This window comes from Cryobacterium sp. TMT3-29-2 (genome assembly GCF_004564305.1).
Classification (GTDB): domain Bacteria; phylum Actinomycetota; class Actinomycetes; order Actinomycetales; family Microbacteriaceae; genus Cryobacterium; species Cryobacterium sinapicolor.
Window position 1 is genome coordinate 15,973 of the sequence record NZ_SOGK01000014.1, and the last position, 26,282, is coordinate 42,254.

The following is a 26,282-nucleotide window of genomic DNA, read 5'->3' on the forward strand; positions in this document are numbered from 1 at the left end:
TACCTATAAAGAGGAGTCTGGTGCCAGGCACTAAGAAGCTGGTCATTGTCGAATCGCCGACGAAGATGAAGTCGATCGCCGCCTATCTGGGCGACGGCTACGAGGTCTTGTCCTCGGTCGGCCACATTCGCGACTTGATCGAGCCCAAGAACCTGCCGCCCGAATTGAAAAAGGGCCCGCTCGGCAAGTTCTCGGTCGACGTGGAGAACGGCTTCGAGCCGTACTACGTCGTGTCCGACGCAAAGAAGAAGACCGTGGCCGAACTCAAACGGGCCATGAAGAACGCCGACGAACTCCTGCTCGCAACTGATGAGGACCGCGAAGGCGAGGCCATCGCCTGGCATCTGCTGCAGGTCCTGCAGCCCAAGGTCCCGGTCAAGCGCATGGTCTTCCACGAGATCACCAAGGAAGCGATCCTTCGGGCGAAGGACAACACCCGCGACCTCGACACCGCCCTCGTCGACGCGCAGGAGACCCGGCGCATCCTCGACCGAATCTATGGCTACGAGATCTCCCCGGTGCTCTGGCGCAAGGTCGGCCCCGGACTGTCCGCCGGACGCGTCCAGTCCGCGGCGACCCGCCTCGTCGTCGAGCGCGAACGCGAGCGCCTCGCGTTCGTGTCCGCCGGCTACTGGGACTTGATCGCACAGCTCGCCCCCGGCACCTCGACGACCGATGCCGCGTTCCAGTCCAAGCTCGTGCGCCTGAACGGCGAGCGCATCGCCTCCGGCGGCGACTTCGACGACCTCGGCCGGCTCAAGCCGAAGGTGACGGCGGTCACGCTCGACGAGGCATCCGCCCTCGCCTTGGCGACCGCCCTGAAGGAACCGTCGGTCGCCCTGACCGTGACCAAGGTGGCCGCCAAGCCCTACCGTCGCAGCCCAGCCGCGCCCTTCACCACCTCGACCCTGCAGCAGGAAGCCGCCCGCAAGCTACGCTTTACCGCCCGCCAGACCATGAGCGTGGCCCAGTCGCTCTACGAAAACGGGTACATCACCTATATGCGAACCGACTCGCCGTCGCTGTCGCAGCAGGCGATCACGGCCGCACGCACCCAGGCGTCGGCGCTCTACGGCCCTGAGACCGTGCCCGACAAGCCCCGCCTGTACAAGGGCAAGAGTAAGAACGCGCAGGAGGCGCACGAGGCCATCCGCCCGTCCGGCGACACGTTCCGCACCCCTCCGTCGCTCGCCTCCACTCTGCGCGGCAACGACTTCAAGCTGTACGACCTGATCTGGAAGCGCACCGTCGCCTCGCAGATGGCGGACGCGACCGGTTCGACGGCGTCGGTCACCATCGCGGCCGGACCGACCGGCGCGTCGACGCACCCCGCCGCATCCGGGGCGCTCGCCGAGTTCGCCGCCAGCGGCACCGTGATCACGTTCCGCGGCTTCATGCTGGCCTACGAGGAGTCCCGTGACGAGGAGCGCAACGCGCCCACCGACGCCACCGAATCCAAGCTGCCGCCGCTCGAGGAGGGTCAGAAGCTGACCCTGCTCGAGGTGGAGGCCAAGGGCCACGAGACCACTCCGGCCGCCCGCTACACCGAGGCGAGCCTGGTCAAGAAGCTCGAGGAGCTCGGCATCGGCCGCCCCTCGACCTACGCGTCGATCATCTCCACGATCACCGAGCGCGGCTACGTCACCCCGCGCGGCCAGTCGCTGGTGCCCAACTGGATCGCCTTCTCCGTCGTTCGCCTGCTCGAGGAATACTTCTCCGACCTGGTCGAGTACGACTTCACGGCCGAGATGGAAGACGACCTCGACCGCATCGCCGACGGCAAGGCCGACCGGGTGGACTGGCTGACCAGCTTCTACTTCGGCTCCGACAAGCACCGCGGCCTGCGGCAGGTCATCGACAACCTCGGTGAGATCGACGCCCGCCAGGTCAACTCGATGCCCATCGGCGACGACATCACCCTGCGCATCGGCAAGTACGGCCCCTACCTCGAGGTCCAGGACCCTGATGCGGCACCGGATGCCCCGCCGCGCCGGGTGAACATCCCGCCGGACCTGGCCCCCGACGAACTGACCCCGGCGAAGGCCCGCGAACTCATCGACGCGCCGGTCATCACCGACCGCGTCATCGGCGAGAACCCGGAGAACGGCAAGCGCATCGTGGCCAAGGACGGCCGGTTCGGCCCCTACGTCACCGAGCTGGAGCCCGAGCCCGAGGTCGTCGAACCCGGCGAGACCATCGACCCGGTCACCGGCGAGGTCACCCTGCTCGCCGATTCGGCCGCCGCCGAGGCCGCCTCCACGACGAAGGCGACGGCCACGGCCGTGGCCGCGAAGCCCAAGCGCAAGGCCCCGGCGAAGAAGGTCGCCGCGGTGAAACCCCGCACGGCTTCGCTGTTCAAGACGATGGACCTGGCCACGATCGACCTCGACACCGCGCTGCACCTGCTCGCCCTACCGCGCGTGGTCGGCATCGACCCGGAGACTGGCGCGGAGATCACGGCCCAGAACGGCAAGTTCGGCCCGTACCTCAAGAAGGGCGTCGACACCCGGTCGCTGACCAGCGAAGACCAGATCTTCGAGATCGACCTGCCCGGCGCGATCGAGCTGTATGCCCAGCCCAAGTACGGCGCCCGGCGGGCGTCGAGCGCGCTCAAGGAGTTCGAGACGCCCGACCCCGAGAGCGGCAAGGCGATCAAGATCAAGGACGGCCGGTTCGGCGCCTACGTCACCGACGGCGAGACCAACGCCACCATCCCGAAGGCCGAGACGGTGGAGGAGGTCGACTACGACCGTGCCGTGCAGCTGCTCGCCGACAAGCGCGCCAAGGGTCCGGCCGTGAAGAAGGGCCCCGCGAAGAAGGCCCCGGCGAAGAAGGCGGCGGTGAAGAAGGCGCCCGTGAAGAAGGCGGCGGTGAAGAAGGCCCCGGCCCGGAAGACGGCCGCCAAGAAGCCGACCCCGTCGGGCGCCACCACGACGGTGCGGGCCCAGCGCACCCCGGCCCAGAAGGCCGCGACCGCGGCCAAGGCTGCGGCGACCCGGGCTGCCACCGCGGCCGCGAAGGCGGCTGCACAGCGCTCCTCGCAGTCGTGACCGCAGAACCAGTGCCCGCCGAACCAGTGAATGCACAAGTAGTGACCGCACAACCAACGCCCGGTGAACCCACGTCCGCCGACGTCCCCGAGGCGGTCGGCGGAGACGTTCCGGCCGGGGTCTTCATCACCCTCGAGGGCGGTGACGGGTGCGGCAAGACGACCCAGTCGCAGCTCCTCTCCGATTGGCTCGAGCAGCGCGGGCGCAGGGTGCTGCGCACCCGCGAGCCCGGCGGCACGGAGGTCGGCGTCGCCATCCGGGAGATCGTGCTGCACCACCGCGGTGAGATCGCGCCTCGCGCCGAGGCGCTCCTCTACGCCGCCGATCGGGCCCAGCACATCGCCACCGCGGTGCGGCCGGCGCTCGCCCGCGGCGACGTGGTGATCCAGGACCGCTACCTGGACTCATCCGTCGCCTACCAGGGCGCCGGGCGGGTGCTCGACGCCACCGAGGTGCGCGATCTGTCGCTCTGGGCGGCGGAGGGGCTGCTGCCCGCGCTGACCGTGTTGCTCGACCTCGACGAGGCCGTGGCGCGCGGTCGGCTCGACGCCGAGAACAAACCCTTCGACCGGCTCGAGGCGGAGAAGAACGACTTCCACCGCCGGGTGCGCGCCGCGTTCCTCGCCCTGGCCGCCGCCGAGCCGGAGCGGTTCCTGGTCGTGGACGCCGCACGGCCGGTGGCGGAGATCGCCGCCGTCATCCGGGACCGGGTCGCCGCACTGCTCGAGAGACGGCGTCCCTAACGAATTCGACGGAGATTTTGCCCTTCGATCCCGTTTTCGGCTCTAAACCGGACGATTTCGGCAAAATCTCCGTCGAATTGGTTCTAATCCCGGGCACGGCGCTCCGCCGGCGGAGATGCACGGGCTCTAAGCCCGCTGTCACCGACGAAAGGTACTCTGGTCCGATGACTGTATGGGATGGCCTGACGGGTCAGGCGGATGCGATCGCGATCTTCCGCGCCGCGGCCGAACGTCCGGGTGGGGGAGACGCCGAGGCGCGCGCCGGGTCGGCCATGACGCACGCCTGGTTGATCACCGGGCCGCCCGGCTCGGGCCGTTCCAACCTCGCGTTCGCCTTCGCGACCGCCCTGCTCAGCCCCGGCACCGGAGCCGGCGACGAGAACGCCCGCCGCCTGGTCGACGCCCGCACGCATCCCGACCTGACCGTGCTCTCCACCGAGGGCGTCATCATCAAGATGGACGCGGTCAAAGAGGCCGTGAAGCGCTCGCAATACTCGCCGTCGGTGGGCCGCTACCGGGTGGTCGTCGTCGAAGACGCCGACCGCATGGTCGAGCGCACCTCGAACGTTCTGCTCAAGGCCCTGGAGGAACCGCCGGAGCGCACCGTGTGGATCCTCTGCGCCCCCAGCGAGGCCGACCTGCTGCCCACGATCCGGTCCCGGGTGCGGTCGGTGCGGCTGCGCGTGCCGAGCGTCGACGACGTCGCCGAGCTGCTCGTGACCCGGGACGGCGTCGACCGGGCCACCGCCGAACGGGCGGCGCGGGAGGCGCAGAGCCACATCGGCATGGCCCGCCGCCTGGCGACGAACCCCGAGGCGCGGGCGCGGCGCGAGGAGACCCTGCGGGCGGCCCTTGGCATCCGTGGGGTGTCGGCGGCCGTGAACGCGGCCGCCCGGCTGCTCGCCATCGCCGGCGACGACGCGAAGGCGATCACCCTCGAACGCGACGCCGCCGAGCGCGAGGGCGTGCTGCGCTCCCTGGGCGTCGAACCGGGACAGTCGGTGCCGCCCGGCCTGCGCAGCCAGATCAAGGCGCTCGAAGACGACCAGAAGCGGCGGGCCACGCGCAGCCTCCGCGACGGGATCGACCGCATCCTGGTCGACCTCACCTCGCTGTACCGCGACGTGATCATGGTGCAGCTCGGTCGGGAGACCAGCGTCATCAACCGGGCACTCCTGACCGAGGTGCGGGCGGCGGGATCCGCCTGTGCGCCCGCGGCGACGCTGTTCACCCTGGACGCGATCGCGCAGGCCCGGCAGCGGATCGAATCGAACGTGGCGCCGGCGCTGGCCCTCGAAGCCATGCTCGTGTCGGCGATCCGCCGATGACCGAGACGAGGTCCCAGAAATCGATGTCCCAGCAATCAGTGTCCCAGAAAAGGGGAATCCGTTGACCAGACGAACTCGCGTGCGCACCCTGTCGGTGCGCGCCAGGGCCACCGCTCTGGCCCTGGTGCTCACCCTGGGACTCAGCGGCTGCGTGCCGCTGTTCCTGCCGGAGCAGGCGCCCACCACGTCGGTCCCGACCGGGGAGAAGGTCGACGCCGACCTTGAACCGTTCTACAACCAGGTGTTGAAATGGTCCGACTGCGACGACGGCCTGCAGTGCACCACGGCCTCGGCGCCGCTCGACTGGGCCGACCCGGGCAGCGGCGAGACGGTCGACCTGGCGCTGGTGCGGCATCCGGCCACGGGAACCCGGGTGGGCTCCCTGCTCGTCAACCCCGGCGGTCCCGGCGGCTCCGGCTACGAGTTCGTGAAGGATTCCCTCGACTACGCGACGGATGCGAAGCTGCAGGCCGGTTTCGACGTCGTCGGCTTCGACCCGCGCGGGGTCGGCCGTTCCTCCGCGGTGAGCTGTTACGAACCGGCCGAGATGGACGAGTACCTCTACGGTCTCGCCACCGCGCCGCGGGGGAGCGACGCCTGGATCCAGGAGCTGTCGGCGGCGGCCGTCGACTTCGGCGCCGCCTGCCAGGAGAACACCGGAGCCCTGCTCGAACACGTCGACAGTCTGAGCGCCGCCCGCGACCTCGACCTGCTGCGCGCCGCGCTCGGCGACGAGAAGCTCAACTTCCTCGGGTACTCCTATGGCACGTTCCTGGGCGCGACCTACGCGGACCTCTACCCGGAGCGGGTCGGCCGCCTCGCCCTCGACGGCGCCCTCGACCCGTCCACCAGCAACGCCGAGGTGACCCGGGTGCAGGCCACCGGGTTCGAGAACGCGTTGCGCTCCTACCTGGCCGACTGCCTGGCCGGCGAGGAGTGCCCGTTCAATGGCACCGTCGACGAGGCCATGGCCACCATCGGCGCGCTGCTCGCGTCGGTCGACGTCAGCCCGATCACGGCCGCCGACGGCCGTCAACTTGGTGCGAACACGCTGCTGACCGCCATCATCTACCCGCTCTATCAGGCCACCGCGTGGCCGAACCTGAGCGAGATGTTCGCCAGTGTCCTGCGCGGCGACGCCGACCTGGCCTTCCAGTTCGCGGATGGCTACAACGGCCGGTCCGACGACGGCACCTACCGCGACAACGCGACCGAGGCGTTCCTGGCCATCAACTGCATCGATTACTCCTACAACGACGATCCCGCCTCGATGCGCGCGCAGGCCGCCGAGATCGAACAGGCCGCCCCGACGATCGGCAAGTACATGGCGTTCGGTGACATCGGCTGCGCCAACTGGCCGCACCAGTTCGACGGGGAACGGTCCGAGATCGCCGCCGAGGGGGCCGACCCGATCCTGGTCGTCGGCACTACCAACGACCCGGCCACGCCCTATGTCTGGGCCGAGAACCTGTCGGAGCAGCTCGAGAGCGGCCACCTCGTCACCTTCACCGGGGAGGGGCACACCGCCTACAACAAGTCGAACGCCTGCGTGAACTCCGCCGTCGACGACTACCTGCTGAAGGGCACGGTGCCGGCCGAAGACCCAATGTGCTGAGAACCGGTGTGCTGAGAACCGGTGTGCTGAGAACCGGTGTGCTGAGCATCCGTCTGGTTGCAGATTTGCGCGCCGTGTAAGAATTGAGGCATGTCGCCGCAACACGAGGAACCGGGCCTGCGCGAACGCAAACGGCTCGCGACGAGGCGTGCCCTCCAGCGGGCCGTGCTGACGCTCACCTGTGACCGGGGGATCGAGAAGGTCACCGTCGAGGACATCAGCCGGCACGCCGACGTGTCGCCGCGCACCTTCTTCAACTACTTTCCCTCGAAGGATGCCGCGCTGGTCGGCGACGAACTCGACCTCGCGTCCGAGGAGCAGATTGAGGGCTTTGTGCATGGCGGACCCGACGGGGACATCCTGGCCCAGCTGGCCGCGCTGCTCTCCGAGAGCCTCAGGAACACCGAGGGCGACCGGGAGATCCACCAGCTGCGGCGGCAGGTGATGAAGGAGAACCCGTACCTGTTCGGGATGCGGATGGCCACGCTGCGCACCTTCGAGGGCCGGTTGCAGGAGATCATTACCCGGCGCTTCGTCGCCGACCACCCCGAGCTGGGCCCCGACTCGGTGCAGTTGCAGCAGCGGGCGCTCCTGTTCACCCTGGTGGCCGTGGCTTCTCTGCGCCACGCCTGGCGGTGCTGGGCCGACTCCGACGCGGCCCGCCCCCTGGCCGAGCACGTCGCGGCGTCCTTTGCGGACCTGTACGAGATGACCCTCAAGACCCGCTAAGCTTTGTTGCTGTGTCACCGAGGTTTTCCGCGAGGAAGAATCGTGACGCCGCCTTAGCTCAGTCGGTAGAGCGTCTCACTCGTAATGAGAAGGTCATCAGTTCGATTCTGATAGGCGGCTCCATCTAACGCAGGCAGCCGAGATCGTCGGTGGCTGCGGACATCCGTCATCTGGCCCGGGCTCGACGTCGGTCACCCCTCGTTCGCCGTGCGCTGCACCACGGATGTCCCGAGCCAGGACACGGGGCCGCGCGCGTCACGGGGCGGCACGCGTTACGGGGCGGCACGCGTTACGGGGCGGCACGCGTTACGGGGCGGCACGCGTTACGGGGCGGCACGCGTTACGGGGCGGAGAGCATGACGGGGCGGTGCCAGTGCGACCGGACCGGAGTGGCCACGGCGAGGAACGGTGCGGCACCGTCGCCCGATCCACTCGTGTCTATCCAGATAAGCGATAGTATTATTGCGTATGTGAATACAAAAGCACCGACTCTCGCGCCGCTCTTCCGGTCAGACACCCAGGGCGAGATCCTCGCCCGGCTCTTCCTGAACCCGGACCGTTCGTTCACGATCTCTGACCTGGCCCGCGCCGCCCACACACCGTACGCGAGCGCACACCGCGAAGTGACCCGGATCGCGCAAATGGGCCTGGCGACCACCCGTAAGCGCGGTCAAGCCGTCGAGGTGCGCGTCCGGTGCGATACGCCGGCTTTTCGTCCGCTGGCCGAGCTGCTCGGCCTCACCTACGGACCCGCCGTCGTGATCCCCAAGCACCTCGCCGGAATCGCCGGAATCGACGCGGCGTACATCTACGGTTCGTGGGCCGCACGACGCGAAGGCGAGCCCGGCGACACCCCCCGCGACATCGACCTCCTCATCGTGGGCAACCCGCCACGGGGGGAGGTCCACGAGGCGGCCCGCACCGCCGGCCTGGTCCTCGTGCGCGAAGTGAACCCGCGCATCGTCAGCGCCGCCGCGTGGGAGGCCGCGGACACCGATCAATTCCTCCGCACCCTCCGCGAACGTCCCCTCGTGCACCTGGATGTGACGGGGGCGCCCGCATGATCGATCGTTGGGATCGTGGCCGAGCCGAGATGCACTCAGTAGGCTGATCCCATGACCGACGCAACCCGCACCGACGCCATTCGCTGGGGAATCCTGGCCACGGGCGGCATCGCCCACGCATTCACCAATGACCTGGTTCTGAACGGTTTCCACGTGCAGGCGGTCGGATCCCGCTCGCAGGCCTCGGCGGATGCCTTCGCGGCCGAGTTCGACATCCCCACGGCTCATGCGAGCTACGAGGCCCTGGCCGCGGACCCGGATGTCGACATCATCTACATCTCGACCCCGCATCCGTTCCACGCCGAGAACGCCCGGCTCGCCCTGAATGCCGGCAAGCATGTGCTGATCGAGAAGCCGATCACCCTGAACGGCGCCGAGGCCCGCGAGATCGTCGACCTCGGCCGGGACCTCGGACTGCTGGTGCTCGAGGGCATGTGGACCCGGTTCCTGCCGCACATGGTGCGTATCCGTGAGATCCTCGCCGAGGGAACCCTCGGTGACGTGCGCTCCCTGATCGCCGATCACACCCAGGATCTGCCGGATGACCCGGCGCACCGGCTGAACGCCATGCACCTGGGCGGCGGGGCGCTCCTCGACCTCGGGATCTACCCGCTCACCTTCGCCTCCGAATTGTTCGGGCGCCCCGAGACGATCCACGCGAGCGCGACCTTCAAGGCCACCGGCGCCGACGCTCAGGTCGCCACGACCTTCCGCTACGCGGGCGGCCAGATCGCCCAGACCCTGTCGGCCAGTGACACGACCGGCCCGAACACGGCTACCATCCTCGGCACGCTGGGCCGAATCGATATCGACCGGGTCTGGTATTCGCCGACGGAGTTCAGGGTGCGGAACAGCGCCAACGAGGTCATCGAGACCTTCACCGCCGAGATCAACGGACGCGGCATGCACTACCAGGCGGCCGAGGCGGAACAGCTGGTCCGGGCCGGCAAGATCTCGAGCGAGATCCTGCCTGTCGAGGAGTTGGTGGCGATCATGGAAACGCTCGACCTGGTGCGCGCGCAGATCGGGCTGCGGTACCCCGGGGAGTGAGCACGACCCGGTGACCGGCACCTCGGGGAGCAGATGCTGTACCTCGTTGTGGGGGGCTGACGGCGCTGTGACACGGGTTCACAGTGCGTTGGCTCGGGGCGTGCACCGATAATCTGACCAGTAGGAGTGGGAGGGGGCTCGATGGAGCTGCGTGCAGCCCGCGGTCAGTCCCGCACGAACCGGTCGCTCCGCGCCCACACTTGGCTGCTGTGGCTCCTTGGCGCCCTGGTCGCGTGCTCCGTCGCCGCATCGCTCCTGACCGGTCTCGGCGTGCCCCTCGCGGTGAGCGCCGGCACCAACGTGCTGGCCCAGTGGGTCACGGTGCTGCTGTGCTGGGTGGAAGTGCGGCGGGTGGGTTTAGGACGCTACCTGGAACTACTCGTGGCCGCCGCGGTCACCGCGTTCGCGGCCGGCTACACCGCCTACCTCGTGACCCTGGCGGGCCCGGCGCTCCCGTTCCCGTCGGTGGCGGATGCGGGACACCTCCTGTTCAACCCGCTGATCCTGGCCGCGTTGTTCGTGCTGGTCTACCGGCAGCTGCGCACCCTGTCCTGGGCGGTGACGCTGGACAGCGCCGTGGGGGTGTTCGGCGCCGCCGCCGTGCTGTCGGTGGTGCTCGGCCCGGTGCTGGAAACGGACGGCGGCCTGCCGTCGGTGGGCTCCCTGGTCGCCGTGGCCTATTCGTCCTGGGATCTCACCATGATGGCCGTCGTCGCCGGAATCGCCGCCGCCCGCGGGCTCAGCGTCGGCCGCAACTGGAACCTGCTGATCCTGGGCCTGCTGAGCTTCACCGTCACCGACACCGTATTCGCTTTCCAGGTGACCGGCCCGGGCTACACGATCGGCACCCCACTGGACCTGGGCTGGACGGTCGGCTTGGCGCTCATGGCCGTCTGGCTGCGCAGCTCCACCCTCCAGCCGGGAACGCCGACTCGACCGGTGCGCGGAGCCTGGGCCATGGTGGTGCCGTCGATCGCCATGGTCTGCGGGCTGGTGGTGCTGGTCACGGCCAGCCAGATTCCGGTGCCGGTCACCGCCGTCTTCCTCGCCAGCCTGGCCCTCGTCGGGGCGACGATTCGCACCATCCTCGCGTTCCGGGAACTGGGCCGTATGGTCAATCTGCGCACCCAGACCCGCACCGACGACCTGACGGGTCTGCCCAACCGGCGGGCGCTCTACGCCGACGTGCCCGGCCTGCTCTCCGGCGGACACCGCCGGGCACTGCTGGTGCTGGACCTGGACCGCTTCAAGGAGGTCAACGACAGCCTCGGCCATGACGCCGGGGACCGCCTCCTCGTGCAGGTCGGCGAGCGGCTCGCCGCCCAGTTGGGGCCCGACGACCTCCTGGCCCGGCTCGGCGGCGACGAGTTCGCGATCCTCCTCGCCGAGGCGGGCGCGGTGGAGGCCGAGGCCGCGGCGGTCACGCTGCTGGACGCGCTGGCGGTGCCGTTCACCCTGGCCGGGATCGCCCTGACGACCACGGCCAGCGTCGGGATCGCGCTCTACCCGGCCCAGGGCGGCGACCTCAGGGTGCTGCTGCGCAAATCGGATATGGCCATGTACAAGGCCAAAGCGGCCCGCAGCGGCCACCACGTGTACCGCACCTCCGACGACAGCCACGGCGACACTCGCCTGCGCACCCTGGAGGAACTGCGCAACGCGCTCACCGGCCACGAGCTGGTGCTGCACTACCAGCCCAAGATCGAGCTGGCCAGTGGTGCCGTGCACGGGGTGGAGGCGCTCGTGCGCTGGCAGCACCCGGTGCGGGGCCTGCTGTTTCCGGATGCCTTCCTCGCCCTGGCCGAGGAATCCGGCCTCATGCCTGACCTCACCCAGGTGGTGCTGGCCCAGGCCCTCGACCAGGCGGCCCGATGGCACGCGGGCGGGCAGCCGTTGTCGGTGGCGGTCAACTTCTCCGGCAGTTCCCTCGTCGACGAGGGGCTGCCCGAACGAATCGGGGCGATGCTCGGGGCCCGCGGGCTGCCGGCCACGTCGCTGCAGGTCGAGGTGACCGAGGACTTCCTGATGGCCGATCGGGCCCGAGCCCACGACATCCTGAGCCGGCTGCGCGCCCGAGGCGTGCGCATCGCGGTGGACGATTTCGGCACCGGGTACAGCTCGCTCGCCTACCTGAGGGACCTGCCCATCGACCAGCTCAAGCTGGACCGGTCGTTCGTGGTGCCGATGACGAGCGATGCGCGAGCCGCCGCGCTGGTCTCCTCGACCGTGATCCTGGCGCACAGCCTCGGCCTGACGATGGTCGCCGAGGGCATCGAAGACGGTGAGTCCTATGCGGCACTGGCGCGCTACGGCTGCGATCAGGGCCAGGGCTACTACATGTCGAGGCCGGTCCCGGCGGCCGACTTCGACGTCTGGCTCGCCCGCCGCCACCCGGAGGCGATGGCGCTCTGGCGGCACCACGGCGAGCCGCTCGAGGTCGTTCCGCCCGCCGGATGACGCCACCACGTTCCGGGGTGGCCCTGCTCCGGGTCGCCGGCCCGTCGGCTTGTCGGCTAGCGTGGATGCAAGGGAAGCGGGGGTTCCGATGCACGCCGACGCGCACGCGGGTCACCCAGGCACCCGCTTCATCCGCCCTACCCGCTTCAATCGCCACACCCGGATCGGCCGCTGGTTCCTCTTGCTGATGTGGGTTCTGCTCGCCGGTTACGTGATCGGCCTGCTCGTCGGCTCCGGCCCGGTTGTCATCGGTTCCCTGTCGCTGGTCACCGCGGGGCTTCCCGCCCTGCTCTGCTGGGCTGCCGTACTCTGCGCGGAGCGTGGGCGCCCTGAGCTGATCCTGGTGTCCGCCGCGATGACGACTTTCGCGCTCGGCAACACCTACTTCGTGCTGGCGGGTGCCGGAGCGCTTCCATTCCCGTCGCTGGCCGACATCGGCTACACGCTCTTCTACCCGCTGATCCTGGGGGGACTGGCCGTTCTGGCCCGCCGTCAGCACCGGCAGGTGCCCCGGACCGTGCTGGTGGACGGCGCCATCGGGTCGCTCGGCGCGGCATCCGTGCTGGCCGTGCTGCTCAGCCCGGTGATCGCCTCGGCGGGGGCCTGGCCACCCTCCCCGGCCGCTTTCGTGTCGGCCGCGTACCCTCTGCTCGACCTGTTGCTCGTATCGGTCATCACGGGGATCGCCGCCGCCCGCGGGCTCGACGTGGGCCGGCGGTGGGTCCTGCTGGTGCTCGGACTTCTGATCTTCGCGGCGACCGACGCCGCCTATGCCTTCCAGGTGGCCGCCGGAACCTACGCCTTCGGGCAGCCTCTGGATGCGGGCTGGGCGCTGGGCCTGACCCTCGTCGCGGTCTGGGCCTGGGACCTCACCACGCCCGGCGCCACCGCCCGCCACCCGCTCAGCGGCGTGTGGACCCTCGCGGTGCCCGGGGTGGCCACGGTGGCCGGGATGGCGGTGCTCGGCCTGGGCACGCAGGTGACGATCTCCACCCCCGCCGTGGTCCTCGCGGGCGTGACCCTGGTGCTCGGAACCGTGCGCACCCAGCTCGCCTCCCGGCAGATCGGGCGGATGGCCGACCTGCGCCGCCAGGCGAGCACCGACGACCTGACCGGGCTGCCGAACCGGCGCGCCCTCTACGCCGAGGCATCCGCTCATCTCATGCCGGGGGACGGTCGCCGGGGAGCCCTGCTGCTGCTGGATCTCGACCGGTTCAAAGAGGTGAACGACAGTCTCGGCCACGACGTCGGCGATCTGCTGCTGGTGCAGGTCGGTTCGCGTCTGTTCGGCGAGCGACGCCCCGGCGACCTGCTCGCCCGGTTGGGCGGCGACGAGTTCGCCCTCCTGATCCAGGACGCAGGGCACGACGAAGCCGTGACGGCGGCGGCGGCGCTGCAGGCGGTTCTGGCCCGGCCGTTCACGCTGGAGGGTATCGCGATCGAGACCGACGTCAGCATCGGCATCGCCCTCTTCCCCGACCAGGGTGACACCCTCAAGGCGCTGCTGCGGAAGGCCGACATGGCCATGTACAAGGCGAAAACCTCCCGCAGCGGGCACCACGTCTTCGTCGGCGCCGACGACGACCACGGCGACTCCCGGCTCCGGATGATGGAAGACCTGCGCGGCGCCCTCGCCGGCGACGAACTCGTGCTGCATTACCAGCCCAAGATCGAACTGGGCACCGGCCTCGTGCACGGCGTGGAGGCGCTGGTGCGCTGGCAGCATCCGAGCCGGGGACTGCTTCCGCCGGACGCGTTCCTGACCCTGGCCGAAGACGTCGGGCTCATGCGCGACCTGACCTGGATCGTGCTGGGGAAGGCTCTCGACCAGGCCGCGCTCTGGCAGGCTCAGGGCACGCCCCTGACCGTCGCCGTCAACATGTCGCCCAGCACCCTGATCGAGGCCGACCTGCCCGAACGCCTCGCCACCATGATCCAGGTCCGCGGGCTGTCGGCCGCGGACCTGATGCTGGAGATCACCGAGGACTTTTTGATGGAGGACCGGGCCCGGGCCCGGGACATCCTGATGCGCCTGCGGGAGAGCGGCATCCGGATCGCCGTGGACGATTTCGGCACCGGCTACAGCTCCCTCGCCTATCTCCGGGACCTGCCGATCGACGAACTCAAACTCGACAAGTCCTTCGTGTTCCCGATGGCCGACGACGCCCGGGCCGCGGCGCTGGTGGCCTCGATCATCGAGCTCGCCCACAGCCTCGGCGTGCGCATGGTGGCGGAGGGCGTCGAGGACGCCGTCGCGTATGCCGCGCTGATCCGGTACGGCTGCGACGAGGCTCAGGGCTTCCACATGTCCCGCCCGCTGCCGGCTGCGGCACTGGATGCCTGGCTCACCGCCCGGCGGGAGCTCGCGGCAACGCCGTAGTCCTGCCGTCGTCGCGCCGACGTCCCTTCATCGTCGCTCCGTCGTCGCTCCGTCGTCGCTCCGCGGGGGCTGAGCGGGCGCGAAGCCGAGGGCGACTCACATGCCCGGCGGGTAGGGTTCACGGGTGGAAGAACTAAAGCCTCGCAAACGCCTCGCGGCCGTCTCCATCGCCGTGGTGACGATTCTCGGCGCGGGAGCCGTGTTGGTCGGGGCGTCGACCCGGACCCCGGATGCCGCGGCCACCGCCTCCCTCTCCGCCGCGACCGCCGATGCGAGCCTGAACCTGCCGACGGCGGCACCCGTTCCAGCCCGCCCGGTTCCCGCCACCGCCGCCGACGCCAGAACCCTGCGCACCTGCTCGGTCGCCGCGCTCGCCGCCGACCCGCGGCTGGCCGATTTCCAGGCCCAGGTGGTCAACGCCCGCACCGGCGAGGTGCTCTTCGACCGCGGCGGCGACACCTCCTCGCGCACCGCCAGCGTGCTCAAGGTGCTGACCAGCGCCGCCGCCCTCGAGGTGCTCGGACCGGACTACCGGGCCACGACCACCGTCGTGGCCGGCAGCACACCGGGGTCGGTCGTGCTAGTCGGCGGAGGAGACCTCACCCTGACGCGCCTGCCCACCGGAATGGAATCCGTCTACTCCGGGGCCGCGCACATCGACGAACTGGCCCGTCAGACCCTCGCCGCCTGGCAGGCGAACCCGGCGAACCCGCCGATCACCTCCCTCGTGCTGGACGCCTCGTTCTTCGGCGGACCCGGCTGGGAACCGAGCTGGGACGAATTGGAACGCAACGCCGGGTCGATGCCGGACGTGACCGCCCTGCAGGTCGACGGCGACCGTGACGACCCGACCCGTCACACCTCCGCCCGCGGCATCGACCCAATCGGCCGAGCCGGGGCGGCCTTCGCCGCCGCGCTCGGCGGCGGTGTGAGCGTCAGCCTCGGCGCCGCGCCGGCCGGGGCCGAGCAGCTCGCGGTCGCCCGGTCCCAGCCGGTGTCCGTGCTGATCGGGCAGGCTCTGATCGTGTCGGACAACGCGCTCGCCGAGATGCTCGCCCGGCTCATCGCGGTGGAGTCGGGCGCCGGTAACACGTTCGGCGCCCTGCAGCAGTCCGTCGTCGCCGCACTCGACACCTACGGAATCGACACCACCGGCATCCTGATCGCCGACGGCTCGGGTCTGAGTGACAACAACGCCGTGCCGCCGTCCTACCTCACCCGGCTGTTTGTCAAGATCAACGACCGGGAGGGCGACCTCGGCGTCATCTTCGACGGGCTCCCGATCGCCGGCGGACCCACCGGTTCGCTGTCCTACAGCGACCGGTTCACGGGGGAGAACGCCATCGCCGACGGGGCCGTCTTCGCCAAGACCGGCTGGATCGACACCGGCTACACACTCTCCGGCATCATCCGGGCGGCCGACGGCACGCCGCTCACCTTCGCCGTTTACGCGCTCGGGGATGTGAGCGATAATGCGAAGCAGGCGCTCGACACCATCACCGCCGGGTTCTTCCGCTGCGGAGACAACCTGTCGAACTCCTGACTTCACTCGGCGACAGAAGGAGTAATCCGTGACCAGGGCCCTGTTCATCATCGACGTTCAGAACGACTTCACCGAGGGCGGGGCCCTCGCCGTCAAGGGTGGGTCTGCGGTGGCCGCGGGGGTGAGCGCTCTGCTGCTGGCGCATCCGGATGCCTATGACGTGATTTTCGCGTCCCGCGACTGGCACGATCCCGACAGTGACAACGGCGGCCACTTCGCCACGGCCGGGGAACCCGACTCGAAGGACTCCTGGCCCGTGCACGGCGTGGCGGGCACTCCCGGCGCCGAGTACCACTCGTCGCTTCTGCTGCCGGACACGGCCATCCACATTCGCAAGGGGCAGGGCGCAGCCGGCTACTCCATCTTCGACGGCGTCTCGGAGGGCGGGGAGAAGACCGGCGAACTGCTTATCGCCAACGGCGTCACCGACATTGACCTGGTCGGCCTCGCCACCGACCACTGCGTGCGCGCGTCGGGGCTCGACGCCCTCGAGCACGGCCAGCACGTGCGGGTGCTGACCGACCTGGTCGCCGGCGTCGCCCCGGACACGAGCGACGCGGCCCTGGGTGAACTGGCCTACGCCGGCGCCCTGCTCGTCACCTCCGACGTGGTCGACTGAGCGTGGGTGCGACCGATCTGACCGATCCGACCGGTCCGCCTTCGGCCGGGTCCGCTCGCGCGACCGACGCCGCGGGCTCGGCGGGCTCGGCGGTCTCGGCGGGCTCAGCGGTCTCTGCGGGCGAGATGCTCTTCGCGCGGCGTCTCGACGGTGTGCGGATCGCCTACGACGTCGTGCCCGGGGATCGCCCGATCCTGCTCGTGCACGGGTTCGCCTCGACGGGCCACGTCACCTGGGTCGGCACCGGCTGGGTGCGAGCCCTGCAGGACGCCGGGCGGGGCGTGATCACCGTCGACCTCCGCGGTCACGGCCGCAGCGACAAGCCGCACCGCAGCATCGACTATCTGCCCCGGCAGCTCGCCGCCGACCTCGTGGTCGTGCTCGACACCCTCGGGCTGGAACAGGTCGACGTGGTCGCCTATTCGATGGGATCGCGGGTGGCGGCGGCGTTCGCGCGGCTGGCACCGGAGCGGGTGCGGCGGCTGGTTCTCGGCGGAGCCGGGCCGGACGAACTGTTCGAGACCTGGCATCCGGATGCCGTGCGCCGCTTCGTGACCGACGGCACCGTCTCCGCTGACCCGTCCATCATGGCGGTGCTGGGCGCCGCGATCACCGCCGGCGCCGACCGGGAGGCCCTCGTGGCCTGCGTCGGCGGAGTGGCCGGCTCCTCGTTGGACGTGCCGGCCGAGATCCCCGTGCTCTACGTCGCGGGTGGCGCCGACTCCATCCCGGCCGGGGTCGCCGACCTCGCCCGCGCCCGCGGTTCCGAGTACCTCGAGCTGGCGGGCCGGGACCACGTCAACACGCTTACCTCCCGCGAGTTCAAGCGCGCCGCACTGCGCTTCCTGGCCTGAGCGCCCCGCCCCCGACGTTCCGCCCCGGTGTCGCCTGGCCCCTGACGAATTCGACGGAGATTTTGCCCGTAACGCCCTCAACCCCTCCGGAAAGACGCATTTCTCTCAAAATCTCCGTCGAATTCGTTCGCCGTCGGCCGGGGGAGTGAGGCGTGCCGCCTCCCGTAGGCTGAACAAGAGCGAGCCTCACTGGCGAGGCCGCCGAATGTCGACCGGGGGGACCGTCATGACAACCGACATCCAGGATGCGACTGGTGCGGGTACCGGTCCGGGCTCGACAGGCTCGACCACCGGCTCGGTCTCGACAGGCTCGACCACCGGTCCGGTCTCGACAGGCTCGGTTTCGACGGGCTCGAGCACCGGGACAGTCTCGACCACCGGCGCCCGGGGCAGGAAGCACTGGCTGGCGCCGGCCGGCGCGATCTTCGCCGTCGCCTGGGGCGGCAACGAATTCACCCCGCTGCTGGTGATGTACCGGCAGGCCGACGGGTTCTCGAACCAACTGGCGAACCTGCTGCTCGGCGCCTACGTGCTCGGCATCATCCCGGCGCTGCTGATCGCCGGCCCGCTGTCGGACCGGTTCGGTCGCCGGCCACTGATGCTGCCGGCCCCCTGGGTCGCGATAGCGGGGAGCGTGCTGCTGGCCCTGTCCGCGGGGAATGTGCCGATGCTGCTTGGCGGTCGCATCCTCTCCGGCGTGGCCCTCGGCCTGGCCATGGCCGTAGGCACCAGCTGGGTGAAGGAACTCTCCGCAAAGCCGTTCGATTTCAGGGCAGACCGGGCCTCGGGGGCACGGAGGGCGACCATCGCCCTGTCCCTCGGGTTCGCCCTCGGTGCGGCGAGCTCCGGAGCGCTGGCTCAGTGGGCACCCTTCCCCGGCGTGCTGCCCTACGCGGCGCACACGGTCATCGCCGTGGTGTTCGGCCTGCTGCTGCTGCGCACCCCGGAGTCCCAGGGCCGCAACATTGCGGCCGGGGCCCTGCCGGCCGCCCATCCCGCCACCTCCCCGTACCCGCGGTTCCTGCTCCTGATCGTGCCGGTGGCGCCGTGGGTCTTCGGCACGGCCACGACCGCCTACGCCATCCTGCCTGCGCTCGCCGCGTCCGAGATCCCGTCCGCGCCGGTGGCGTTCGCGGCCCTGCTCTGCGTGGTGGCACTCGTCGCCGGGGCGTCGCTGCAACTTTTCAGCCACCGCATCACCGCCGGGCACAATGCTCGAGGAATCATGTTCGCGCTGATGCTGACCGTCGGGTCGCTGCTGCTCGCATCCGTCGCCGTGAGCCCGCCTGTGCTCTGGCTGATCCTGCCGGCGGCCGCCCTGCTCGGCGCCGCCTACGGCCTGCTGATGGTATCGGGGCTGCAGGAGGTGCAGCGGATCGCGCCGCCCGACCACCTTGCCCGGCTGACCGCGATCTACTACGGCATCACCTACCTGGGGTTCTTCGTGCCACTGGCGCTGTCCCTGCTCGAGCCGTGGCTCGGCTACCCGGCGATGTTCGCGGGCGGGGCGGCGTTCTCGGCCGTGTCGCTGGTGGTGGTGATGCTGGTCTTCCGCCGGGACATCTCCCTGCATCGCGCCGCCGCGAGCCGATGACGCGGTGATCGGCCGCGCACCCCGCAAAAAAAGTTCCCCAAGATTTCCATGCAGGTGCATCCGTTTTCCGGCTTCTGGGAGAAGTAAGTGTAAGAGAGGCAGTAAGTCCCTCTTCAGAGTGACCCACTCACAGAGCCATTAAACAGGAGGAAACGATGCACAAGTCCCTCAAGATCGGAATGACGGCCAGCGCTCTCGGCGCTCTCGTCGCCCTCGGCGGCCTCGCCCCGGCGCAGGCGGCCGAAGACGTCGCGAAGCTGTCTGTGCTTCACGCAGTTCCGGGCCTCACCGTCGACGTCTACGTGAACGACAAGCTGACCCTGGACGACTTCAAGCCGGGCGACCTCGCTGGCCCGCTCGAACTCGCACCCGGCACCTACAAGGTGGCCATCACCGCGTCGGACGCAACGGATGCCAGCGCACCCGCCATCGGTCCGGTCGACCTACCGCTCGAGGCCGGCAAGAACTACACCGCCACCGCCAACCTCGACGCGGACGGCAAGCCCACGGCGACGCTGTTCACCAACGACATCTCGCAGCTCGCCGCCGGCGAGGGCCGTCTGACGGTCCGCCACGTGGCAGCCGCCCCGGCGGTCGATGTCCTCGCCAACGGAGCCGTCGCGATCACCGCCCTGACCAACCCGAACGAGTCCGTTCTCACGTTGCCGGCCGGCACCATCTCGGCCGCCGTCGCCGCGACCGGAACGACTGACCCGGTCATCGGCCCGGCAGACGTGAACGTCGCAGAGGGCACGAACACGATCGTCTACGCGTGGGGCAGCCTGACCGACAAGAACCTCGCTCTGGCCGTTCAGACCATCGAGGGGCTCCACTCCAACCCGGACAGCATCCCCGCCGGTGAGGCCGGTCTCGTCGCCACCAACCAGGCGAACGACTCCACGGGCCTTCTGGTCGGTGGCGCCGCCGTGCTGATGGGTCTGGTCGCCGCTGCCGTCGTCGGCATGCGTCGCTTGTCCGCGGCTCGCCGCTAGCAGGAAGAGGAATTCACGATGAGAGCCACAGCGGGCACTTTCACAGCGCTCGCTGTGGCTCTCGCCCTGCTCACGGGCTGCAGCAGCGCCCCGAGCACAGCCTCTTCCACGGCTTACGTTCCCCCGACGAACGCGGCGCCGACCACGACGCCGGCGGCCTCGCCGCCCACCGCCGAGGTCGAGGTGCCGACCACCAGTTCTTCGCTGGACCAGAACCAGGTCCCGGCGGCCCTGCCGCCCCAGAGCATCCGGGTCGACTCCCTCGGAATCGACATGGCGATCGAATCCGTCGGCCTGGCCGAGGACGGGGCGATGGAACTTCCTCAAGACCCGTCGCTCGCCGCCTGGTACCGCTTCGGACCGTCACCGGCCAGCGCGGCAGGGGCCACCGTCATCGCCGCCCATGTCGACTCCCTGGTCTACGACATCGGGCCGTTCGCCCAGCTGGCCACGGCCACAGTGGGCACCGAGATCGTAGTGACCACCGCAGACGGTCAGGAGCGTCGCTACGCCGTGGAATCCGTTCAAACCGTGACCAAACAGGACGTGCCTTGGGGATCGATCTTCGACCGGTCCGGTCCCAACCGGCTCACCCTTGTGACCTGCGGCGGCGAATTCGACTATGACGCCAAGACCTACCTGTCGAACGTCATCGTCTCTGCGACTCCGATGGCCTGACCCAGGCATGAAGAGACAGAGGGGTGACTATGCTGGGCATCACGGTGGTCGAGACCCGCACTCCGGCGGGCGCTGACGTGTACGACCTCCCGATGCGCTCACCAACCGGGGGACACCGATACGACGTGACGGCACTCACCGACGAAGAGGACCATGCCCAACTCGGTCTCGCGTTCCGGGCCGGCGACGAACGTGCGCTGGCCGAGGCCTACGCCCGTTGGTCTTCCCTCGTCTACACGATCGCCGTTCGCTCGCTCGGCGATCCGGGCGAAGCCGAAGACGTCACGCAGAAGGTCTTCATCTCCGCCTGGCGCGGACGGGACGGCTTCGATGCCTCGCGGTCGCGACTGCCGGCCTGGCTCGTCGGGATCACCCGGCACACCGTGGCGGATGCCCACGAGGCCCGCACGCGTCGGCGTCGCGTCGAAGAGGCCGTCATCGTCGACACCGAGCTCAGCCAGGCCGACGAATCCGCCGACATCGCGGATCGGGTGCTGATGAGCGACGAACTCCGCCGGCTCGGACCTGTTGCGCAGCAGGTGATGCAGTTGGCCTTCTACGACGATCTCACCCACTCTCAAATCGCCGATAGCCTCGGACTGCCGCTCGGCACCGTGAAGAGTCACATCCGTCGAAGTCTTTCGAGACTGCGCACCAGATTGGAGGCGAACGATGACACACATTGACCGGGAAAATCTCGCTCTCATAGCCATGGCAGAGTTCGACCTCACCGACCCTGAACGGCAACACCTGTCGGAGTGCCCCGAGTGCTCCCTGGAGCTCATCGCCCTGCAGCACACCGTCGCCGTCGGCCGGTCCGCGCGCAGCGTCGAGCTCGTGGAGCCCGGAGATCGGGTCTGGGCCGGCGTCCGCGCCGCCCTCGGCCTGTCCGGCGCCGTTGCGGAGACTCCCCGTCGGAATGACTTCATGGCAGCGGCGACCGAGCCTGCCCCGACCCCCGTTTTGGTGCCCGAGTCTGACCCGGCGGTCGAGCCTGACTCGTCCTCGACTTTGACCCCGACCTCGTCCTTGCCCTCGTCCTCAACCCCGTCCGCCACCATCACCGACATCGGCCCCGGCCTGCGCCCCCGCCGTCGGCCCCGCAACTGGATGCCGGTTGCCGTGGCCGCAGGCATCGCCGGGTTGCTCGGCGGCCTGGGCGGCGGCATCTGGTGGCAGTCCGTCCAGCAGCAGGAACCCGCGCCGGTGCTGCTCGCCCAGGCGCGGCTCGACCCGTTCCCTGGCTGGGAGGCCGAAGGCAGTGCCTACGTGGCGAAGACGGCCGACGGCCACCGGGAAGTCGTGCTCGACGTCACCGGGGTCGCCGCCGACTCCGATCTGCGCGAGGTCTGGTTGATCAAGGCGGATGCATCCGGGCTGATCAGCATCGGACTGCTCGACGGCGAGTCCGGGCGTTACGTCATCCCCGACGGCGTCGACCTGTCGCAGTACCCGCTCGTGGACGTGTCCGCGGAACCCGGCGACGGCGACCCGCAGCACTCCGGCGACTCGATCCTGCGCGGCGAACTCCGCACGGTCTGATCTCGGCCGGCCCCCTCAGGCTCCGGCCCCGCGGGCTCTGGCCTCCGCGGGCACCGGCCCCGGTCAGAGCGCCCGTTCCGGTCGAGAGTGACCGGCGGAACAGGCACTCTCGACGGGAACGGAGGTTAGGCGGAGGGGGTGGCGTGCTGCTGGGCGAGGAAGGCGTCGAGGGTGCCGAGCCGGTGGTCGCGCGCGGCCAGTTCGATCTGAAGGGGATCGGCGCCGTCCTCGATCAGGTCGAGCAGTGCGGTGTGCTCGGCGACGGACTCGTGCGCCCGCCCGGGCACGAAACTGAACGTGGACTCCCGCAGAGTGCCGAGCCGGCTCCAGCCCCGCTGCACGAGGTCGAGGATGTGCGCATTGGTGCAGGCCTCGAACAGGGCCGAGTGGAAGTCCCGGTTCAGGCTGGTGAAGCGCACCGGGTCGAAGTGGTGCAGGCAGTCGGCCATCTCCGCGTTGATCGCCCGCGCGCGCAGCAGAATATCCGGGTCGAGCCGCGGCGCCGACAGGGCCGTGGCGTAACCCTCGACGAGGGCCAGCGTCTGCATCGTGTGGGTGTACTCAGTGGCGTCGAGCATGGCCACCTGGGCGCCGATGTTGCGCTCGAACGTGACCAGACCCTCCGCCTCCAGCAGACGGATGGCCTCCCGCACCGGCACGGTGCTGACACCGATCTCCCGGGCGATCTGCCCGAGCACCAGGCGGTAGCCCGGGCTGAAGCTGCCGTCGGAGATGCGAGCCCGGATCCACTGGTGGGCGAGCTGCGCCTTGCTCAGCGACGCGTCCGCGCCCCCGGTGATCGAATCGCCGGTGGTCGAGCCCCCGGTGATCGAGCCGCCGGTGGTCGAGCCTCCTGTCGACACCCCGGTCGGGACCGTCATGCCTGCTCCTCCTGCCAGACCCGGTAGCTGGCTCTCCACTCGGCGTTCATCGGGTAGAGCCCGTCGACGCCGTGCCCGGCCGCAACCATGGCGGCTATGAAGGTTTCCTCGCGCTCCTGCACGATGGCGGAGGCGACCACCTCCTCGACCAGGTGCGACGGGATCACGATAAGCCCGTCGGCGTCCCCGACGATCACGTCGCCGGGCTGCACGGATGCCCCGCCGCAGGCGACGGTCAGGTCCGTGTCCCACGGGACGTGGCGGCGTCCCAGCACGGCAGGGTGCGGGCCGGCGTGGTAGGTAGGGATATCCAGGGCGGCGACGGCCGCGAGGTCGCGCACACCGCCATCCGTCACGATGCCCGCCGCGCCGCGCACCTGGGCGCGCAGGGCGAGGATGTCGCCGACCGTGCCCGTGCCGCGCTCGCCGCGGGCCTCGATCACGAGCACGTCGCCCGGCCCGAGCGAGTCGAAGGCGCGTTTCTGGGCGTTGTAGCCGCCGCCGTGCGACTCGAACAGGTCCTCCCGGGCCGGGATGTAGCGCAGGGTGCGCGCCCGGCCGACGAGGCGGGCGCCGGGGCGGGTCGAGCCGAGGCCGTCGATCGACACGGCGTTGAGTCCGCGCTTCCGCAGCTGGGCGCTGAGGGTGGCGGTGCCGACGCCGTTGATCTGCGCCTTCAGTTCGGAGGTGAGGTCGAAGGGCGCCGCTGCCGGTGCGGGTTCCGGTGTCGCGGCGGATGCCGGCGCCAGTCCGGCCGCCTCCGCCGAACCCCAGGCCTCGGTGCGCTGCAGGTCGTCGACCCGCGGGCCGGCCCCGAACGCGCCGAACGGCACCGTGCCCTGCCGAATCGGGCTGACGAGGCGGCCGGTGCGGGGCGCGCCGGGGGCGCCCGGGGCATCCACTTCGACCTCGACGGTGTCGCCCGGCCCGACGACCGACGATCCAGCCGGCGTGCCGGTGAGGATCAGGTCGCCGGGCTCGAGCGTGATCAGCTGGGAGAGGTCAGCCACGAGCCGGCCGAAGCCGAAGAGCAAGTCGGCGGTCGTGTCCTCCTGCGCCAGCGTGCCGTTCACCCAGGTGCGGATGCGCAGGGCCGCCGGGTCGAGACCGGCAGTCGGAAGCAGTGTCGGCCCGACCGGGGTGAAGCCGTCGGCCCCCTTCGAGCGCAGGTTCGAGCCCTTGTCGGCGTAGCGCAGGTCGTAGACACCGAAGTCGTTGGCGCAGGTCACGTGCGAGACAGCCGCCCAGCCGTCCGCGGGCGAGACGCCCCGGGTGCGGCGCCCGATCACCAGGGCGATCTCTCCCTCGAAGACCAGCAACTCGCATCCGTCGGGCCGGTCGACCGGCGTTCCGCTGGAACTCAGCGACGACGCCGGCTTGAGGAAGTACGACGGCTGCTCGGGCGTGCGGCCGCGCTGGGCGGCCCGGCTCGGGTAGTTGAGGTGCACGGCGATGATCTTGCCCGGCGTTGCGAGCGCAGGGGTGGTGCCGGCGTCGGCGGCACCACCAGAGGTCGTGGTCGGCATGTTTTTTACGGCTTTCTAGTCGTGCTGGGAGATCCCGAGCGGGACTCCGCGGGTTTCCTTCACCACGGAGACCGCGATGAAGGAGATCGTGGCCAGCACCATGATATAGATGCCGATCGACGGGGACCAGGCGGTCTCGTCCAGGAGCAGTTGTGCGATCAGCGGAGCGAACGCACCGCCGAGGATGGCGCCCATCGCGTAGCCGATGGACACGCCCGAGTAGCGTACCTGAGCCGGGAACATCTCCGCGTAGAGCGCCGCCTGCGGGCCGTACGAGAAGCCCAGTCCGCTCGCCAGCACGACGAGCGCCACCGTGAACCAGAGGATCTCACCAGTGTCGATCAGCAGGAACATCGGGATCGCCCAGAGAAAGAGCCAGGCATAGCCGAACTGGAAGGTGCGGATGCGCCCGATTCGGTCGGAGAGGATGCCGCCGATCATCGTCGACGCGAGCCAGAACACGGCGGCGATGGTGCTGGCGAGCAGCACGGGGGAGCGTTCCATGCCCAGGCCGCCGGCCTCGACCGGCTTCGTGGCGTAGGAGGAGAAGAATGCGATCAGCAGGTAGCCGGCGGCGTTGTTGGCGATGAAGATCAGGGCGGTCAGGATGACCTGGCGCCAGTGGCCGCTGAAGAGCTGGCGGAGCGGGGCGGCCGATTCCTTCTTGCGGTCCTGCATCTCCTTGAAGACGGGGCTCTCGTCGACCGAGCGGCGAATGATGAAGCCGACCACGATGAGCAGCACCGAGAAGAGGAACGGGACGCGCCAGCCCCAGGCGAGGAAGGCCTCCTCGCTCATCGTGCTGGTGACGAGGAGCATGACGCCGGTGGCCAGGATGAGCCCGGTCGGCACGCCGATCTGCGGGTAGGCACCGAAGAATCCGCGTTTGTTCACGGGGGCGTGTTCGACGGACATCAGGGCGGCCCCGCCCCATTCCCCGCCGGCCGAGAAACCCTGCAGGATGCGCAGCACGATGAGCAGGATGGGTGCCCAGATGCCGATCTGCTCGAAAGTCGGCAGGAGTCCGATCAGTGCGGTGGCCGCGCCCATGATGACGAGGGTCAGCACGAGCATGGCCTTGCGGCCGAGACGGTCACCGAGGTGGCCGGCCACGATCGCGCCCAACGGCCGGAACAGGAAGCTGATGCCGAGAGAGGCCCAGGCGACGAGCTGAGCCAGCCCGGCGTTGTCGTTGGCGAGCGGGGCGAAATACAGCCCGGCCAGCACGAGGCCGGCGGCCTGCGCGTAGATGAAGAAGTCGTACCACTCGATGGTGGTACCCACCATGGTTCCGGCGAGGACCCGGCGTTCTTCGTGTCGCTTCGCGGCGTCCGCTTGGGTTGTCGTGATTGCCATGGAATACCCCTTTGTATTTCCCGGTGAGTTGCCGCGCGATGTCACGCGATTCCGAAACAGTATCACAGATCGTATATTATCAACAGGCCAGGTGAGGTGTGCCTGGGTGCTGCGAATGCCGTCGGGTCACCTAGGGCTGCCCCCGCGACCAGGCCAGGGTGCTGCGGATGCCGCCGGCGGCATGGAGCTGCCCCCGCGCCCGGGGCCCGGGCGCTGCGGATGCCGGCGGGTCACCTGGGGCTGCCCCCGCGACCGCGCCGAGGCGCTGCGGATGCCGGCGG

The 26,282-nt window shown here is 69.8% G+C and carries 20 protein-coding genes and 1 tRNA gene; 18 read left to right on the top strand and 3 right to left on the bottom strand.

Going from position 1 to position 26,282, the window contains the following annotated elements; genetic code table 11:
- The first annotated feature begins 20 nt into the window (after window positions 1-20).
- The 18 genes from topA to E3O67_RS02165 all read left to right on the top strand — a co-directional run bounded on the left by topA (window position 21) and on the right by E3O67_RS02165 (window position 22,238).
- A complete protein-coding gene (topA, locus tag E3O67_RS02080) occupies window positions 21-3,050 on the top strand; it encodes a type I DNA topoisomerase (protein ID WP_135101688.1) in 3,030 nt (1,009 codons plus the stop codon).
- A gap of 125 nt (window positions 3,051-3,175) precedes the next feature.
- On the top strand, window positions 3,176-3,793 hold the full coding sequence (tmk, locus tag E3O67_RS02085) for a dTMP kinase (RefSeq protein WP_241979235.1): 618 nt from the start codon (window positions 3,176-3,178) through the stop codon (window positions 3,791-3,793).
- A gap of 164 nt (window positions 3,794-3,957) precedes the next feature.
- The gene (locus tag E3O67_RS02090) at window positions 3,958-5,121 is read left to right on the top strand and encodes a DNA polymerase III subunit delta' (RefSeq protein ID WP_134429512.1); all 1,164 of its coding nucleotides are present in this window, start codon (window positions 3,958-3,960) and stop codon (window positions 5,119-5,121) included.
- A 61-nt stretch (window positions 5,122-5,182) separates the two neighbouring features.
- A complete protein-coding gene (locus tag E3O67_RS02095; RefSeq protein ID WP_134429511.1) occupies window positions 5,183-6,736 on the top strand; it encodes an alpha/beta hydrolase in 1,554 nt (517 codons plus the stop codon).
- Window positions 6,737-6,826: 90 nt separating this feature from the next.
- On the top strand, window positions 6,827-7,465 hold the full coding sequence (locus E3O67_RS02100) for a TetR/AcrR family transcriptional regulator (RefSeq protein WP_135101690.1): 639 nt from the start codon (window positions 6,827-6,829) through the stop codon (window positions 7,463-7,465).
- Between the two features lie 47 nt (window positions 7,466-7,512).
- Window positions 7,513-7,588, top strand: a tRNA-Thr gene (locus tag E3O67_RS02105).
- Window positions 7,589-7,935: 347 nt separating this feature from the next.
- Window positions 7,936-8,529, top strand: a complete 594-nt coding sequence (locus E3O67_RS02110; RefSeq protein ID WP_134429509.1) for an ArsR family transcriptional regulator — start codon at window positions 7,936-7,938, stop codon at window positions 8,527-8,529.
- A gap of 51 nt (window positions 8,530-8,580) precedes the next feature.
- The gene (locus E3O67_RS02115; RefSeq protein ID WP_135101692.1) at window positions 8,581-9,579 is read left to right on the top strand and encodes a Gfo/Idh/MocA family protein; all 999 of its coding nucleotides are present in this window, start codon (window positions 8,581-8,583) and stop codon (window positions 9,577-9,579) included.
- A gap of 141 nt (window positions 9,580-9,720) precedes the next feature.
- Window positions 9,721-12,036 (top strand): bifunctional diguanylate cyclase/phosphodiesterase, encoded by a 2,316-nt coding sequence (locus E3O67_RS02120; RefSeq protein WP_135101694.1) that lies wholly within the window; start codon window positions 9,721-9,723, stop codon window positions 12,034-12,036.
- Window positions 12,037-12,124: 88 nt separating this feature from the next.
- On the top strand, window positions 12,125-14,416 hold the full coding sequence (locus E3O67_RS02125; protein ID WP_167726423.1) for a bifunctional diguanylate cyclase/phosphodiesterase: 2,292 nt from the start codon (window positions 12,125-12,127) through the stop codon (window positions 14,414-14,416).
- Window positions 14,417-14,540: 124 nt separating this feature from the next.
- Window positions 14,541-15,959 (top strand): D-alanyl-D-alanine carboxypeptidase/D-alanyl-D-alanine-endopeptidase, encoded by a 1,419-nt coding sequence (locus tag E3O67_RS02130; RefSeq protein WP_241981933.1) that lies wholly within the window; start codon window positions 14,541-14,543, stop codon window positions 15,957-15,959.
- 28 nt (window positions 15,960-15,987) lie between these two features.
- Window positions 15,988-16,578 carry an isochorismatase family protein gene (locus E3O67_RS02135; protein WP_135101698.1) on the top strand — a complete coding sequence of 197 codons (591 nt, stop codon included), beginning with the start codon at window positions 15,988-15,990 and terminating at the stop codon, window positions 16,576-16,578.
- A 2-nt stretch (window positions 16,579-16,580) separates the two neighbouring features.
- Window positions 16,581-17,432 (top strand): alpha/beta fold hydrolase, encoded by an 852-nt coding sequence (locus E3O67_RS02140; RefSeq protein ID WP_241981935.1) that lies wholly within the window; start codon window positions 16,581-16,583, stop codon window positions 17,430-17,432.
- Window positions 17,433-17,658: 226 nt separating this feature from the next.
- The gene (locus E3O67_RS02145; protein WP_135101700.1) at window positions 17,659-19,026 is read left to right on the top strand and encodes an MFS transporter; all 1,368 of its coding nucleotides are present in this window, start codon (window positions 17,659-17,661) and stop codon (window positions 19,024-19,026) included.
- A gap of 155 nt (window positions 19,027-19,181) precedes the next feature.
- Window positions 19,182-20,018 carry a DUF4397 domain-containing protein gene (locus tag E3O67_RS02150; protein ID WP_134429502.1) on the top strand — a complete coding sequence of 279 codons (837 nt, stop codon included), beginning with the start codon at window positions 19,182-19,184 and terminating at the stop codon, window positions 20,016-20,018.
- Window positions 20,019-20,036: 18 nt separating this feature from the next.
- Window positions 20,037-20,696, top strand: a complete 660-nt coding sequence (locus E3O67_RS02155; RefSeq protein WP_135101702.1) for a class F sortase — start codon at window positions 20,037-20,039, stop codon at window positions 20,694-20,696.
- Between the two features lie 29 nt (window positions 20,697-20,725).
- Complete coding sequence (locus E3O67_RS02160) at window positions 20,726-21,382, top strand: RNA polymerase sigma factor (protein WP_241981937.1); 657 nt, start codon at window positions 20,726-20,728, stop codon at window positions 21,380-21,382.
- Entirely contained in the window at window positions 21,369-22,238 is an 870-nt protein-coding gene (locus E3O67_RS02165; protein WP_135101704.1) for an anti-sigma factor domain-containing protein, read from the top strand. The genes E3O67_RS02160 and E3O67_RS02165 overlap by 14 nt, the downstream gene beginning before the upstream one ends.
- Window positions 22,239-22,363: 125 nt before the next feature.
- Here the strand turns inward: E3O67_RS02165 and E3O67_RS02170 are convergent, their stop codons facing one another.
- The 3 genes from E3O67_RS02170 to E3O67_RS02180 are packed head-to-tail and all read right to left on the bottom strand — an operon-like array spanning window position 22,364 to window position 26,001.
- On the bottom strand, window positions 22,364-23,119 hold the full coding sequence (locus E3O67_RS02170; protein WP_134429498.1) for a GntR family transcriptional regulator: 756 nt from the start codon (window positions 23,117-23,119) through the stop codon (window positions 22,364-22,366).
- Entirely contained in the window at window positions 23,116-24,645 is a 1,530-nt protein-coding gene (locus E3O67_RS02175) for a fumarylacetoacetate hydrolase family protein (RefSeq protein WP_135101706.1), read from the bottom strand. Before E3O67_RS02175 ends, E3O67_RS02170 begins: the two co-directional genes overlap by 4 nt.
- A gap of 15 nt (window positions 24,646-24,660) precedes the next feature.
- Window positions 24,661-26,001: an MFS transporter gene (locus tag E3O67_RS02180; RefSeq protein ID WP_135101708.1), complete on the bottom strand. Its 1,341-nt coding sequence runs from the start codon at window positions 25,999-26,001 to the stop codon at window positions 24,661-24,663.
- Window positions 26,002-26,282 lie beyond the last annotated feature (281 nt).

Excerpts from the sequence above, each read along its gene's own strand:
- E3O67_RS02090 (WP_134429512.1), top strand. The coding sequence starts at position 3,958 with ATGACTGTATGGGATGGCCTGACGGGTCAGGCGGATGCGATCGCGATC.
- E3O67_RS02150 (WP_134429502.1), top strand. The coding sequence starts at position 19,182 with ATGCACAAGTCCCTCAAGATCGGAATGACGGCCAGCGCTCTCGGCGCT.
- E3O67_RS02180 (WP_135101708.1), bottom strand. The coding sequence starts at position 26,001 with ATGGCAATCACGACAACCCAAGCGGACGCCGCGAAGCGACACGAAGAA.
- E3O67_RS02160 (WP_241981937.1), top strand. The coding sequence starts at position 20,726 with ATGCTGGGCATCACGGTGGTCGAGACCCGCACTCCGGCGGGCGCTGAC.
- E3O67_RS02170 (WP_134429498.1), bottom strand. The coding sequence starts at position 23,119 with ATGACGGTCCCGACCGGGGTGTCGACAGGAGGCTCGACCACCGGCGGC.
- E3O67_RS02125 (WP_167726423.1), top strand. The coding sequence starts at position 12,125 with ATGCACGCCGACGCGCACGCGGGTCACCCAGGCACCCGCTTCATCCGC.
- E3O67_RS02145 (WP_135101700.1), top strand. The coding sequence starts at position 17,659 with ATGACAACCGACATCCAGGATGCGACTGGTGCGGGTACCGGTCCGGGC.
- E3O67_RS02155 (WP_135101702.1), top strand. The coding sequence starts at position 20,037 with ATGAGAGCCACAGCGGGCACTTTCACAGCGCTCGCTGTGGCTCTCGCC.
- E3O67_RS02100 (WP_135101690.1), top strand. The coding sequence starts at position 6,827 with ATGTCGCCGCAACACGAGGAACCGGGCCTGCGCGAACGCAAACGGCTC.
- E3O67_RS02165 (WP_135101704.1), top strand. The coding sequence starts at position 21,369 with ATGACACACATTGACCGGGAAAATCTCGCTCTCATAGCCATGGCAGAG.
- E3O67_RS02115 (WP_135101692.1), top strand. The coding sequence starts at position 8,581 with ATGACCGACGCAACCCGCACCGACGCCATTCGCTGGGGAATCCTGGCC.
- E3O67_RS02120 (WP_135101694.1), top strand. The coding sequence starts at position 9,721 with ATGGAGCTGCGTGCAGCCCGCGGTCAGTCCCGCACGAACCGGTCGCTC.
- E3O67_RS02175 (WP_135101706.1), bottom strand. The coding sequence starts at position 24,645 with ATGCCGACCACGACCTCTGGTGGTGCCGCCGACGCCGGCACCACCCCT.